At 41.8% G+C, this 13,116-nt stretch carries 13 protein-coding genes and 1 other RNA gene; all 14 read right to left on the reverse strand.

All coding sequences use genetic code 11. The features are described from left to right. Positions 1-9 precede the first annotated feature (9 nt). The 14 genes from KB197_RS08750 to KB197_RS08815 all read right to left on the reverse strand — a co-directional run bounded on the left by KB197_RS08750 (position 10) and on the right by KB197_RS08815 (position 13,113). Complete coding sequence (locus KB197_RS08750; RefSeq protein ID WP_212573675.1) at positions 10-1,005, reverse strand: sensor histidine kinase; 996 nt, start codon at positions 1,003-1,005, stop codon at positions 10-12. After that, positions 1,002-1,700, reverse strand: a complete 699-nt coding sequence (gene liaF / locus KB197_RS08755) for a cell wall-active antibiotics response protein LiaF (protein ID WP_212573676.1) — start codon at positions 1,698-1,700, stop codon at positions 1,002-1,004. The genes KB197_RS08750 and liaF overlap by 4 nt, the downstream gene beginning before the upstream one ends. Before the next feature lie 76 nt (positions 1,701-1,776). Beyond that, the gene (fni, locus tag KB197_RS08760; RefSeq protein WP_212573677.1) at positions 1,777-2,787 is read right to left on the reverse strand and encodes a type 2 isopentenyl-diphosphate Delta-isomerase; all 1,011 of its coding nucleotides are present in this window, start codon (positions 2,785-2,787) and stop codon (positions 1,777-1,779) included. Continuing rightward, positions 2,771-3,778 (reverse strand): phosphomevalonate kinase, encoded by a 1,008-nt coding sequence (locus tag KB197_RS08765; protein ID WP_212573678.1) that lies wholly within the window; start codon positions 3,776-3,778, stop codon positions 2,771-2,773. The genes fni and KB197_RS08765 overlap by 17 nt, the downstream gene beginning before the upstream one ends. Continuing rightward, positions 3,765-4,718 carry a diphosphomevalonate decarboxylase gene (gene mvaD, locus KB197_RS08770; RefSeq protein WP_064276660.1) on the reverse strand — a complete coding sequence of 318 codons (954 nt, stop codon included), beginning with the start codon at positions 4,716-4,718 and terminating at the stop codon, positions 3,765-3,767. Before mvaD ends, KB197_RS08765 begins: the two co-directional genes overlap by 14 nt. After that, on the reverse strand, positions 4,700-5,578 hold the full coding sequence (gene mvk, locus KB197_RS08775; protein WP_064276662.1) for a mevalonate kinase: 879 nt from the start codon (positions 5,576-5,578) through the stop codon (positions 4,700-4,702). The genes mvaD and mvk overlap by 19 nt, the downstream gene beginning before the upstream one ends. 274 nt (positions 5,579-5,852) lie before the next feature. Continuing rightward, a complete protein-coding gene (cbpJ, locus tag KB197_RS08780) occupies positions 5,853-6,845 on the reverse strand; it encodes a choline-binding protein CbpJ (protein WP_064276664.1) in 993 nt (330 codons plus the stop codon). Between the two features lie 98 nt (positions 6,846-6,943). After that, entirely contained in the window at positions 6,944-7,633 is a 690-nt protein-coding gene (locus KB197_RS08785) for a response regulator transcription factor (protein WP_033686437.1), read from the reverse strand. A gap of 11 nt (positions 7,634-7,644) precedes the next feature. Further along, complete coding sequence (gndA, locus tag KB197_RS08790) at positions 7,645-9,069, reverse strand: NADP-dependent phosphogluconate dehydrogenase (RefSeq protein WP_000158778.1); 1,425 nt, start codon at positions 9,067-9,069, stop codon at positions 7,645-7,647. Between the two features lie 75 nt (positions 9,070-9,144). Beyond that, positions 9,145-10,527: a cell division site-positioning protein MapZ gene (gene mapZ, locus KB197_RS08795; protein WP_212573679.1), complete on the reverse strand. Its 1,383-nt coding sequence runs from the start codon at positions 10,525-10,527 to the stop codon at positions 9,145-9,147. A 12-nt stretch (positions 10,528-10,539) separates the two neighbouring features. Continuing rightward, positions 10,540-11,697, reverse strand: a complete 1,158-nt coding sequence (locus tag KB197_RS08800; protein ID WP_212573680.1) for a THUMP domain-containing class I SAM-dependent RNA methyltransferase — start codon at positions 11,695-11,697, stop codon at positions 10,540-10,542. Positions 11,698-11,781: 84 nt separating this feature from the next. Then, positions 11,782-12,163: RNase P RNA component class B (gene rnpB, locus KB197_RS08805), an RNA gene on the reverse strand. A 20-nt stretch (positions 12,164-12,183) separates the two neighbouring features. Beyond that, positions 12,184-12,513 (reverse strand): cell division regulator GpsB, encoded by a 330-nt coding sequence (gpsB, locus tag KB197_RS08810; RefSeq protein ID WP_000146534.1) that lies wholly within the window; start codon positions 12,511-12,513, stop codon positions 12,184-12,186. 72 nt (positions 12,514-12,585) lie between these two features. After that, on the reverse strand, positions 12,586-13,113 hold the full coding sequence (locus KB197_RS08815; protein WP_049516192.1) for a DUF1273 domain-containing protein: 528 nt from the start codon (positions 13,111-13,113) through the stop codon (positions 12,586-12,588). Positions 13,114-13,116 lie beyond the last annotated feature (3 nt).

Below are 13,116 nucleotides of genomic sequence, written 5' to 3' on the forward strand. Positions count from 1 at the left end.
ACTCCTTTATCATTCCTTGTCTAGCAGGGGAATACGGATATCAACAGCCAGCCCTTGCTTGGGAGCTGTCAATAACTGAACCGTCCCTGCCATATCTTCAACCCGCTCCTTGATATTGCGGAGTCCATAACTCAGGTCATCTAAACTCCCTAACTGAAAACCAATCCCATTGTCCACCACCTTCAGCTGCAATTCAAAATCGGTCTGATAGAGATAGACATCCAGACAAGAGGCCTGGGCATGGCGGAGGGTATTGCTGATCAATTCTTGCAGGATACGGAAGATATGCTCCTCGATTTTCTTAGGCAATTTCGTTACATTTTGCTTAAGACTAACTCTGAGATCACTCTTGTCCTCAAGCTCTTTTAAGAGGATTTGGATTCCCTCAACCAGACTCTTCTGCTCCAGTTCAACTGGTCGCAAATGCAAGAGCAAGACCCGTAAATCCTTCTGGGCAGTTTCTAAAACAGCTGTGACACTCTGCAACTGGGTCTGCATCTTTTCTCTATCCAATTTCAAAGCCTGCTGACTGATACCCGATAAAATCATGTGGGCCGCAAACAACTCCTGACTGACTGTATCGTGCAAATCCCGAGCAATCCGCTTCCGTTCCTTCTCTATAATCTCCTCTTCCTGAGTAAGACTGTGATTTTCTGCTTTTTGAAGAGCTTCTGTCAAAAGGTTAAGTTTACCTGACAAGGACTTGAAACTGGCATCCAAATCTGGATCTGCAATCTGAACCACTTCTTGCCCTGCCAACAAACGCTTAAGATTAGTCTGCATTTTTCTTAGAGAAAGCTCTTCGATACCTCGCCAAAACAGGGCCAAGAGAAAGGTCATGGACATGCTGAATACCAACAACAAAAAGACAAATTTTTCTGTTTTTTCTACATCATGCAAGAAAATAGTCCAGTCAAAGTCAAGGATGTCCAGCAAGCTGTGAGACAGAAATAAGACAAACAAGATAGAAGTGAGAGCAATCATTACATAAGCATGTTTTTTCATCCTCTAACCACCTCAACATCTCCAATCATAGTAGTCAAGAAAATCTTGACACTCTTGTTACTCTTGAGGTAGTCTTTTGTTTCTTGATGATAGTGTTCATTGCGGAGGGATCGCTTGGGCTGATTGAAAAAAGTCAAATCCCCATAGAGACAGTTAACGCTGAGACTGACTTCCACATCTACAGGTACGATGATTTTAGTCGTTCCTACCATCTTTCTGAGAATAATGACATTGTCATGATTGGTTAGGATCACCCTCTCCAGATGAATAGTGTCCCTACCCATGAGACGAAAGAGATTGATATCATCAAACTGGCAAGTCTGGTAGCTTGAAAAATGATGGAGATTTCCAAACCAACGATTTTTCTCCTTCTTAACCGTTACCACCTCTTCAAAAACCAAATTGGTCTGCTCTTTTTCCTGGTTCATCATCGGATAAAGAAGAAAGAGGCTATAAATGACTCCAACAAAAATAGCTAGAATCACAAAAGGATTGAGCATGACGATGAAAAAGAAGAGAATGGTTGCCACTACTAAAAGGAGGTTATTCCCCTCTTTACCAGTGTAATAGCGAATCAAAAGCAAAAAGAGGAATAGAATCAGCAGAAAACGCGAAAAATGCTCTGATACCATCAAAATCAGAGCTCCTGTCAAAAGACAGGCTTCGATAAATAAAAAGACTTTAAATTTTCTCATAGGTTCATCCTCTCCCTTCTATTTTATCACAATTCAAAAAAGTCACCTCAGTCTGAAGATGGAAAAAAGGCGGTGGTTACGCCTTTTTCATCTGATCATTTGCTTCTTTTAATTTTTCATAGAGAAGATAGTCTACTTTTTGCAAATCTGCTATGGTGACACAATTAAGGGCACACATGATCAAGCGCAGATCTTCTTTCCAGCCTTGGACAATGCCAATCACTTCTTCAACTGAATAGGTTTCAACCAATTCCAGAACTGTTCGAGACAGTCCCACGGCTTTGGCGCCAAAGACTAGGCACTTAATCATATCCAGAGGATTTCGAACCCCTCCACTAACCAAGAGTTCGATCTTGTCTTTCCAGTCTTGGGCATTGAGAAGGGCTTGCATGGTGGACTGGCCCCATTGATTGAGGTAATCACGTTGACCACTACGACGGTTTTCGATATAAGCAAAGCTGGTGCCACCACGACCTGATAGGTCAACAGTTCGAACACCCAGTTCATAGGCTCTTTCGATGGTCTTGACATCCATTCCAAAACCCACTTCCTTCAAAATGATTGGAACGGGGATTTGCTTGCTATAATCTGCTAGATGCGATTGCCAGCTTCTGAACTTTCGTTCTCCTTCGGGCATGAGCAATTCCTGCATAACATTGACATGCACTTGCAAGAGAAGAGGATTCATCTCTTCTACAGTCTGAAGTCCGAACTCGACAGGCTTGTCCAATCCAATATTGGTTCCAAGGAGGAGATTTGGATGACTAGACCTAACAGAAAAAGAATCATCCGTTGGATTTTTGAGGGCTGCGCTATAAGAACCCGTTACAAATAAAATTCCACAGGCTTCCGCTACTTGAGCCAGCTTTTGATTGATTTCTCTCCCCTTATCACTTCCACCCGTCATGGCATTGATATAAAAAGGAAAGTCCCACTTTCGACCAGCAAACTCTGTCGACAGATCGATTTCATCCAGGTCGTAAAGAGGCAAGGAAGAATGAATCAACTCCACCTCATCAAAGCTATTATAGGAACTTTTCTGCTCAAGGGCATAGCGGATGTGCTCATCCTTACGATTTGTCGTCATGTCCTATCCTTTCTTGATATAAGAGCTCAATCCCCAGATCGGCCCAGCGAGTTTTTAAGGTTTCAGTTGATTGCTCATCAAAACTCAAGGCAATACCACAATCACCACCACCAGCGCCGCTACTCTTAGCAACAGCTTGCAAATCTCGACTTGCTTCTTTCAACTGTCTAAGCGAAGGCGTGTAAATATCTACGCTCAAGCCTTCTAAGAGCTTGCTGGCTGTTTCCACCTGCTCGATGATTTTTTCTGCATTCCCCTGCTCCAAGGCTTCTACCAAAGCAGCCACCGTTTCTTTTGAGGAAGTTAAAAAATTCTGATTGATATTTTGCTTGATTTGCTGGACCATGTGACTTGATACAGCCACTTGCTTGGTCCATCCCACTAGGAAATCACATTCTAGGGCTGGTTGCACTTGTGAAATTGAAAATCCCCAATCACGTTCCAAAACTGTCGCCAAGTTTTCTTCTTCCAACCAAGCAGCTACCTTCTGGCGATCAAATGACTGGTAGAGAACCAATTCCTCTGTCACAATACAGGCAATGTCCCCCATAGAACCATTGTCTCCTCGCTTGAGCAAGACAGCACTAGCCAGTTTGAACAAGAGATTCTGATCAACTGAAACATCATACAGAGCCAGTAAAGCCTTGACAGTCAAGACAACGACGCTACCGCTAGAACCAAGACCAAACTTTTTCCCTTCTCGTTCCATTTTTCCACGAATTTCTAGAGAAAAAGGTCGCAAGGTCTGCCCACGATAAACGAGGAAATCTTCCACTAAAGCAATTGTTTCTTGAATCAAGCTGTAGTCAGGATTTGGTGTCAAGTCCACTACGAAATCAAACATATCTGAGTAGATACGGTAACTATCAGAAAAAGCAATCTCGCCCTTCATATAGATGGGAATGGCCTTTATCAAGGCCAACTGCCCTGGCTCTAAAATAGCATATTCACCTGCCCAATAGAGTTTTCCGCAAGTTTTAACAGCAATCATCTTGACTCAAATCCTTTGTTTTTGACACAATCAAGCGATAACGTTGACCGAAGATTTCTGATAAATGCTCCAAGTCTTTCTCTTGACAGAGGACCTTGACATTGGGACCAGCATCCATGGTAAAGTAGCAAGATTCTCCTTGCTCACGGAGCTGGCGGACAAAGTCCATGGCTTCATAAGAAGCATTCGTCAGATAAGAAAAGGCTGGTGATGCTGTTTCTGTCGTAGCGTGCATAGCTAGGGCATTTTTCTCCGTTAACTCCCCAACCTTGGCAAAGTCATTTTCCTTGAGATAAACCAGCATATCCTGATAGTCTTTCTCAGACTGACGCACCCAGTCATCAAAGGTCGTCGAAGTTTCCACACAAAGTTTCATACCGTCACGGCTAGAAATTGGTTTTTTCTTGTCCTCCAGTACCAACATAATCATAGCTAGTTTCAAGTCTGTCTCTACAGGGTAAATTTCTCCGCTATCCTTATCCCAAGCACCTAATGGTCCATAAAAACTCCGAGAAGAAGAGCCTGAGGCAAACTTAGCCTCCTGTGCCAACTGGCTCCGAGTCAAACCAAGCTTGAAATAAGTATTACAAGCCTTGACCAGGGCGGACAAACCACTAGAACTTGAGGACAAGCCCGCTGCCGTAGGCATATTGTTTTGAGTGTCAATACGAACAAAGTCTTCCCCAGCTGGACGGTAGCGGTCAATAATCTTACTCATCTTAGCATGCTCCGCCTCATTTTGTAGCTGACCATTGATATAAAAGGCATCAGCCATCGCATCCGTCGGTAGAGGCGACAAAGTCGTCTCCGTGTACATATTTTCCAAAGTCAGAGAAATACTGCTAGTAGCAGGCACCATCTCTTTTTCTTTTTTCTTTCCCCAATATTTGATAATAGCAATATTTGCGTAGGAACGTACTGTTACAGGCTCTCTATCCATGTCTGAACAGCTCCTTTCTCTTCTAATCTTTCTGCTAGATCTTGTGCTTGTGTCAAATTGTCTGCCAAGGCTATGATACAGCCTCCAAGCCCACCACCGCTCATCTTGGCACCCAGAGCACCATGGTTAAGAGCCGTTTCTACCAGATGGTCTGCCTCAGGGCTACTAACACCAATTTCTTTTAGATGTAAATGCGCTTGACTGAGGATTTGCCCCAGTCCTTCAGCATCTTTTCGTCTAATCGCATCTTCTGCCTGCTGGGTCAATTCTCCCAAGGCATGCAAAAACGGCAGGGCATCCTTGCCCTTGTTTTGAACCACTTGGATGGCTTCACGAGTATGACCATAAACGCCCGTATCGGCAATTACCAAATAGGCGGATAAATCCATCTCAAGCTCTGTAAATCCTACGTTCTTAATAAAGCGAATAGGCTGGTCACTGAGACAGGTCTTGGCATCCAAACCACTGGGATTCATATGGGCAATCATCTCCGCCCGATTGACCAAGATTTCTAATACATCATGAGGCAGTTCTGCCTCATAGTAGTCAAAAACCGCACGAATAGCCGCTATGCTGATAGCAGCTGACGAACCCATTCCCCGTTTTTCAGGGATAGCCGAGTCAATCTCACAGCGAATGCAGGCTTCTTTGATATCCAAATACTCCAGCGAAGCATAAACTGCCATGGACAAGGTATCCTCCTCATAGAGACGCCAAGGACTCGCTGCAGGAACTACCTTACAAGTCACCTCCACCTCCAAAAGGGGCAAGGAAATAGCAGGATAGCCGTAAACGACCGCATGCTCCCCTATTAAAATTATCTTACTATGTGCCTGACCGACACCAACTTTTTTTGTCATTTTTTCCTTTTGCTAGACGAAAAAGCCGTCTCATACTCAATGAAAATCAAAAAGCAAACTAGGAAACTAGCCGCAGGTTGCTCAAAACACTGTTTTGAGGTTGTAGATAAGACTGACGAAGTCAGTCACATATATACGGTAAGGCGACGCTGACGTGGTTTGAATTTGATTTTCGAAGAGTATTATTTTTTCCTACAAGTATTTATTCTCTCCTATCTATTTTATTATATTTTCACAAAAAAAGCGATTGTTTCCTTCACAATCGCCTCTTTCATTATTGAACCCATTCGCCATTATAATTGACAGAATAGCCATCTACGGTCGTATTCACTGCCAAAGCACCTGAGTTGTAAGCATAGTACCATTTGCCATTGACCTGGAACCAACCTGTCTTCATATCGCCATTACTTGCATTTAGATAATACCAAGTCGAACCCTCCTGATACCAACCAGTTGTCATGGCTCCTGATGAACGGAGATAGTACCACTTGTTACCAAGGTTTTGCCAGCCAGTTTTCATATCACCATTTTCAGCATCTAGATAATACCAAATCGAACCTTCTTGATACCAGCCAGTTGCCATAGCTCCTGATGAACGGAGGTAGTACCACTTATTACCAAGTTGTTTCCAACCAGTTTGCATTGCAGCAGTTGTTGGATCTAGATAGTACCAAGTTGAACTATCGTTTATCCATCCTGTACGTCTTTCACCACCAATATAGTTTTCCCCATTAATTTCCGTTTTAGCTAGATAATACCAATTAGACTGGTCATAAAGCCAACCTGTCTCTAAAGAATGATTTTGATTAAAGTAATAGTTCGTGTAAAAACTCTTCTCCTCTTTATCTTCCGGATTTGTACGTTTTTCCCCATACTTTCTTCCAACACTGTCTTTAGTTTTAACCTCTAATGCTTTCCAACCAACAAACTCTTGTAGTACCCCATCTTGTCCAAAATAGTACCACTTCTGTTGAAGGCCGATTTCATTAACTGGTTGGTTATCAAATAAATTATCTCGATAGCCCGTTCCAGGGATTTCTATGTATTGCCAGCCAACTACCATTTCTCCACTGTCACCGAAATAGTAGGTTTTACCGTCTATTTTATGCCAATAGATTGCTTTATGGTTATCTTTAACATAATATTTTCTATTATTTTTATCAACAAATTGGCCACCTGTGGTATCCGCCAATACTGCACTTGTCGCTAGCAAACCAAAGAAAAAGACTGCTAATGCGATTTGCATAATTTTTTTTATTATTTTCATTAGACGTATCCTCCATAACTGATTGTAGCAAATACAAAATCGCATGTCAACATATAAAAAACTCATATAAAAAGCAGTTACATAACTGCAACTGCTTTCTATTCTTGCATGGTGTAACCGACACCACGCACGGTTTTAATGTAGCTTTTTTGACCTTTTACATCAAGCTTGCTACGTAGATAACGGATATAGACATCCACGATATTGGTTTCGGTCGCACTTTCATACTTCCAGACACTTTCCAACAACTGTTCACGAGTCAGAACTTTCTTGCTTCCCATAAGAGTAGCCAAAAGGTCATACTCACGGCGCGTCAGAGCAATCATTTCCTCGCCACGATAAACGGTATGATGCTCTACATCCATACGCAGATTGCGGTAAGACGTTGGAACCTTCATCTGACTACAGTGTTGGTCGATGAAGTCCCTACCTCGGAAAATCGCTGAAATACGAGCCACCAAATTGTCAATAATAACCGGCTTATAGATGTAAGAAACGGCAAAGCGTTGGATTGTTTCAATCTGATCTTGCAATTCTTCGCGATGGTCTAATACCATGATGACTGAAGCTGGCTTAGTCCGACTCAGCTTATCTGCAAAATCCTGGGCTGTCATATCCCCCAGACGAGCATTCAATAAAATCAAGTCATAGTCTGTCTGAAGAGCCATGGAGAGGGCTTTTTGCCCCTCCTCAACCTGATCAACTCGGTATTGCTCTTTTTGGAGTTCCAAACTTAAAAAATGAGCTAGATTTCGTTCTTTCTCAAGTAATAAAATCCGTTTCCCCATGGCAGACCTACTTATTTTTCGTCATACCAAGAGTAGTGGAATGTTCCTTCTTTGTCTTTACGTTGGTAAGTGTGGGCACCAAAGTAGTCACGTTGCGCTTGGATCAAGTTAGCTGGAAGGTCAGCTGAACGGTAGCTATCAAAGTAAGTAATAGCTGCTGAGAAAGTTGGCACTGGTACACCAGCTTGAACAGCAAGAGCTACGATATCACGCACTGCTTGTTGATACTTAGCAGTAACATCCAAGAAGTACTCATCCAAAAGAAGGTTAGCAAGGTCTGCATCACGGTTGTAAGCATCTGTAATCTTTTGCAAGAAACGAGAACGGATGATACAGCCATCGCGCCAGATAGATGCGATATCTGCAAATGGCAAGTTCCAGTTGTTTTCTTTAGAAGCTACACGCAATTGCGCAAAACCTTGTGCGTATGAAATGATTTTTGAGAAGTAAAGGGCTTGACGGATCTTTTCAATCAACTCAGCCTTGTCTCCTTCAAATTTGAAGGCAGCTGGTTTTGGAAGAACCTTGCTTGCATGTACACGTTCTTCTTTGTAAGTAGAGATGTAACGTGCAAATACTGACTCAGTGATGAGTGACAAAGGCACACCAAGGTCAAGTGATGATTGGCTAGTCCATTTACCAGTTCCCTTGTTACCTGCAGCATCAAGGATGTAGTCTACGATTGGTCCATCTTGGCCTTCATCGTCTTTACGGCTCAAGATATCAGCTGTGATTTCGATCAAGTAGCTGTCCAATTCACCCTTGTTCCACTCAGTAAAGATTTCAGCCATATCTTCTGCAGAAAGGCCTAACAAGTGTTGCATCAAGTCATAGCTTTCTGCGATCAATTGCATATCACCATACTCGATACCGTTGTGAACCATTTTCACATAGTGACCAGCTCCATCAGGACCGATGTAAGTCACACATGGTTTGCCATCTTCTGGTGCTTTAGCTGAAATTTCTTCAAGAACATCCGCAACCAATTCATAGGCCTCTTTTTGTCCACCTGGCATGATAGAAGGACCTTCAAGTGCACCTTTTTCACCACCAGAAACTCCAGTACCGATAAAGTTGATACCTGAGTTTGCCAATTCTTCATTACGACGGATGGTATCTTTGTAGAAAGTGTTTCCGCCGTCAATCAAGATATCACCCTTGTCAAGGTGTGGAAGAAGGGCTTGAATTGTAGCATCTGTACCAGGTCCAGCTTGAACCATCAGCATGATACGACGAGGTTTTTCAATTGAGTTTACAAAACTTTCAACGTCATAGCTTGGTACAAAGTTCTTTTCAGGATGGCAAGCAATTACATCTTCAGTTTTTTCTTTACTACGGTTGTAAATAGCAACTGTGTAACCACGAGATTCAATATTAAGGGCAAGGTTACGACCCATTACGGCCATACCAACAACACCAAAGTTAGCTTTTGTCATTTGACACTCCTCTTGTTTAATTTGTTTTATTTTATCATTTTTACTTTTGAAAAGAAAGAATTTTGTAACGACTGCTTAGTAGTCCAAGTCATCCGCATGTCCAGAACCATTTCCAACAAAGTATCCTGTCTTACAGTTAAGGGTAAAGAGATAGGTTCCATCTGGCTTATAGAGGTTGTAATAACCATTGCCATTAACGATATTAACACGTTCAAGGATATATTGGTTACCAGTGATATAACCACGTGAACGTGAAGTCGCTAGAATTTGTTCTAAGACACCATCCGCGAAATCCCAGGCAGAGTTATTACTATCATCAACAGCTGATTGATTGAACGGAACTCGACTTGAAGCTCTCTGTAGGTCAACTCCAGAACTTGATAAACCACCATGGCTATCATCACGTGCAGAAACTGAACTATTTGTTGAGGCGCTTGAAGATGGACTAGTGTTATCTGTAGTGCTCTCTGTTGATGAACTTGAACTTTCTTGACTTGAGCTTGAACTTGAAGGAGCTGTTTGTTGACTCTTACCTAGACTAATAGCTTTATCTAGTAATTTATCAAGCTCCGTATTTCCAGTTTTAATATCTGTAAATTTAGCATCCGATTTTGCTTTAGCATTGGTATCCAAGACACCATCCACAATAGCTGGCTTCCCAAATTGAGCATTTACATCTTGAATGGCCTTTATTTGAGTCGCTAGACTATCATACTTAGATTTTGCTAGCGTATATTCACGACTACCTTCTAGCTTATCAAGCAAGGTTTTCAGTTGACTCAGTTTATCAAACTGGCTATTCTTCAAAGCCGTTTTGTTGCTATCTGTATAGAAGGCATCATATAAATTATTGAATTCTTCCACATCTGACTGCGTGTTTGTAGTTGATTGAGAAGTTTGGATTTCCTTGGTCGAACGAGCCACCTGACGATAAATATAATAACCAGTTCCAAGGATAAGAACCACTAAGGCTGCTAGAATGCCATAAAGCACCCATTTCTTCTTACTTTTTCCATCTTCACTATCTGTGACTCGATAAAGTGTTGGAATATCTTCAGTCTCAAAGGCTTCAACAAGAGGAGTTTCTGAAACTCGTGTTAATTCTAAATCATCAAACTGACTCAATTCATCTTCTGAAGCTGGAGAAGTTACTCCTGTTTCCTCACGAAGCTCTTGAAGTAAATTATCCAGAGTCTGAGTCTCCTCTATCTCTTCCATCTCTTCTTTTTCAACTAAATCATCCTTGCTAAACTGACGCGTTTCAAACTTATCTGCCTCAATTTCATCTTTATGTTGTTTCACATACTTGTCCAAGATAGAATCTCCAGGCAATACACCTGCTTCCACCTCTTCATTTTTTAGCATGGCTTCTCCAACCGTTAGCTCTTTGGCATCATCAAAATCAAATTGCGCTTCTTGATGTTCTGTTATATGACGATCATGTCTTTTCTTACTCATGAGTTTTCCTTCCTACTTTACTTCCTGACGTTTAACACGCTGACCGAAATATTGATACAAATCAACTTTTAAAGTTCCATTGTACAACTTGCGCTTCTTGTCCGCCTGACTGCCGTACTTGGTCTCAAAGGCTTCATCACTAGTTAGGATAAATTTGCTCCACGTTTTCAGCGGTGCAAATACTTGCCCCATCTCAGCATAGAGTTTGGTAACTCCTGCATCATCTGACAAGCGTTCCCCATAAGGTGGGTTAGAGATAATCACTCCATTGATTTTATCGGAACGCAAATCCTGCACGCGCATCTGCTTAAAGGTAATATCTCCTGCAACACCTGCTGCTTGAGCATTGGCCTTAGCAATTTCCACCATACGTGCATCGATATCGCAGCCCATGATATCTAGCTCAAGCTCACGATCTACTTTTTTGGCTACTTCTGTGCGAACTTCTTGAATCAAGCGATCGCTAATCCAGTTCCATTCCTCAAAGGCAAAGGAGCGACGAAGACCAGGCGCCATCTTTCTAGCAATCATAACTGCCTCGATACAGAAAGTCCCCGAACCACAGGTTGGATCAATCAAGGGCTTGTCTGGATACCAGTTAGAGAGTTGCAAAATGGCTGCCGCCATATTTTCCTTGATAGGAGCCCCACCCTTTTCGGTACGATAGCCACGTTTAAAGAGACTGGAGCCTGTTGTATCAATCATGACAGTTGCTATGTCTTTCAGAATAGAAACCTCAATCCTAAACTCTGGGCCATTCTCCATCAGAGGAACACCTTCTGGGCGGGCGTAGTGTTTTTGCAACTTTTTAACAACGGCCTTCTTTGAAATAGCCTGAACACTGGGTTCATTGTGTAGTTTAGATTTCACACATTTGGCTTTTGAAATCGGAAATCGAGCTCCAAGTGGTAAATAATTTTCCCAATCTAGAGCGAAAACTCCCTGAAAGAGCTCCTCAAAAGTCTTAGCTGGAAAAGTTCCTACGATAATCTTGATACGGTCTGCTGCCCGAAGCCAGAGGTTGGTTTCGATAACGGCTCTCACGTCTCCTTGAAAACGAACACGTCCATTTTCAACCTGACAATCGTAGCCCAACTCTCGCACTTCACGACCAACGACAGCCTCAAGACCCGCTGCAGCAGTAGCGATTAAATTAAATTCTTTTTTCATTTTCAGACTTATAAGACCTTTCTGTATGTCCACTTTAAAAAATGAGGTTGAGAAAGTTTTCTCAGCCCCAACCTATATGCAATTTTCTATAAGCCATGTTTTGTTCCAGAAGTGACTAGGACCACTTCCTTCGATAATCATCTGTCTACCACTAACAACTTACAGCTGATAGCAGTCAGAGTACTACGTTCGTTTCCGTGTACTCCATGCCCCGACCGAAATTTGGGTTGCTAGCTTGAGGGGTTTACCGCGTTCCACTCTCTCTGTTTCCAGAAAGACTCCGTCACTGTGGCACTTTCAAGCCTACTCTGGCCTATCCAAGGACTTAGCCATTTCGACTGCCGTAACGATCTCTCGTCCCTAGGCTTATGGATTCGCCTAGCACAAACACTACAGGCATCACAGCCTGTGCTAGCATGGACTTTCCTCATGAAAAGAAATTCTCCTCACGCGATTATCCAAAAATTGCACTTTTCAAATACACTCTTATAAATCAGAGTTATCCAAAATTTGTTTCCCAAATACTTCTTTCTCAAGACGATTTAGACGTTTTAAAATATCAAAATTCGTCATAGAAGTCGTTGCTGTCATTTCAAGTGGTTCTGCTTGAACCGGTGCAGATTCAGGTTTGCGAGACAATTCTTCCTTCAACTCTGCAATTTCTTGACGGAGAGACTTGACTAAGGCAGCATAAGTTTCATAGTCCTTGATGACATCGTCCAAAAATTCATCAACTTCAACCTTACTATATCCACGGACTTCACGTCCAAACTCTTGCTCAAAAATATCTTTTGCTGAAAAAATAATACTTGCCATCTCTCTCTCCATTCTCGGTTTCTAATAGTATTATTATATAAAAAAAGGCAAACAAAAATCAAGGTCAAAGCCTTACTTTTCAGAAAAATTTTCTACTAGCTCATTTAAGTCTTCAAAGGTTAGCCTTTTTATGCGATAACCTTCCTGATTTTTCATCAAATTGTCTATAAATTTTAATTTAGTCTCATTTTCTGGGTCATAGAAAAAATAAGCTAAATCAGTATTTTCCAGTAAAAATCGTTGGTAGTCTCGTAGTTGCCCCATATGTTCATATTTAGGATAGGCATATTTGACAAAATCGACCTGCTTAAATTGGCTAAGTTTAAGCTGATTCGCTTCATTCCAATTTTCCCCGTGTGTTTCAAAATCAAAAATGGTCGCTAGGCTGAAATCATATTCTTCTTTCATTTCATTTGCGACATCCAGCACCCAAGATTCAAATCCCAAGTTTCCTGTAAAGACCAGCCATTTAATCCCTTCTTCTGCTAAACTTTCTAAATCACGGCGAATGGCTTTCTTTATAATTTTTAACCTGATATCTTTTTCATTAAACAAACCCAAGTCAAAATTAGAATATCCCATAATTAAAGCTGTAGTCATTTT

This window comes from Streptococcus sp. 11-4097, from assembly GCF_018215285.2.
Taxonomy (GTDB): domain Bacteria; phylum Bacillota; class Bacilli; order Lactobacillales; family Streptococcaceae; genus Streptococcus.

Bases quoted from the DNA above. Each gene is read 5' to 3' on its own strand.
- mapZ (WP_212573679.1), bottom strand. From the start codon at position 10,527: ATGAGTAAGAAAAGACATGATCGTCATATAACAGAACATCAAGAAGCG.
- mvk (WP_064276662.1), bottom strand. From the start codon at position 5,578: ATGACAAAAAAAGTTGGTGTCGGTCAGGCACATAGTAAGATAATTTTA.
- gpsB (WP_000146534.1), bottom strand. From the start codon at position 12,513: ATGGCAAGTATTATTTTTTCAGCAAAAGATATTTTTGAGCAAGAGTTT.
- KB197_RS08800 (WP_212573680.1), bottom strand. From the start codon at position 11,697: ATGAAAAAAGAATTTAATTTAATCGCTACTGCTGCAGCGGGTCTTGAG.
- mvaD (WP_064276660.1), bottom strand. From the start codon at position 4,718: ATGGATAGAGAGCCTGTAACAGTACGTTCCTACGCAAATATTGCTATT.
- liaF (WP_212573676.1), bottom strand. From the start codon at position 1,700: ATGAGAAAATTTAAAGTCTTTTTATTTATCGAAGCCTGTCTTTTGACA.
- KB197_RS08815 (WP_049516192.1), bottom strand. From the start codon at position 13,113: ATGACTACAGCTTTAATTATGGGATATTCTAATTTTGACTTGGGTTTG.
- gndA (WP_000158778.1), bottom strand. From the start codon at position 9,069: ATGACAAAAGCTAACTTTGGTGTTGTTGGTATGGCCGTAATGGGTCGT.
- KB197_RS08785 (WP_033686437.1), bottom strand. From the start codon at position 7,633: ATGGGGAAACGGATTTTATTACTTGAGAAAGAACGAAATCTAGCTCAT.
- KB197_RS08750 (WP_212573675.1), bottom strand. From the start codon at position 1,005: ATGAAAAAACATGCTTATGTAATGATTGCTCTCACTTCTATCTTGTTT.
- fni (WP_212573677.1), bottom strand. From the start codon at position 2,787: ATGACGACAAATCGTAAGGATGAGCACATCCGCTATGCCCTTGAGCAG.
- KB197_RS08765 (WP_212573678.1), bottom strand. From the start codon at position 3,778: ATGATTGCTGTTAAAACTTGCGGAAAACTCTATTGGGCAGGTGAATAT.
- cbpJ (WP_064276664.1), bottom strand. From the start codon at position 6,845: ATGAAAATAATAAAAAAAATTATGCAAATCGCATTAGCAGTCTTTTTC.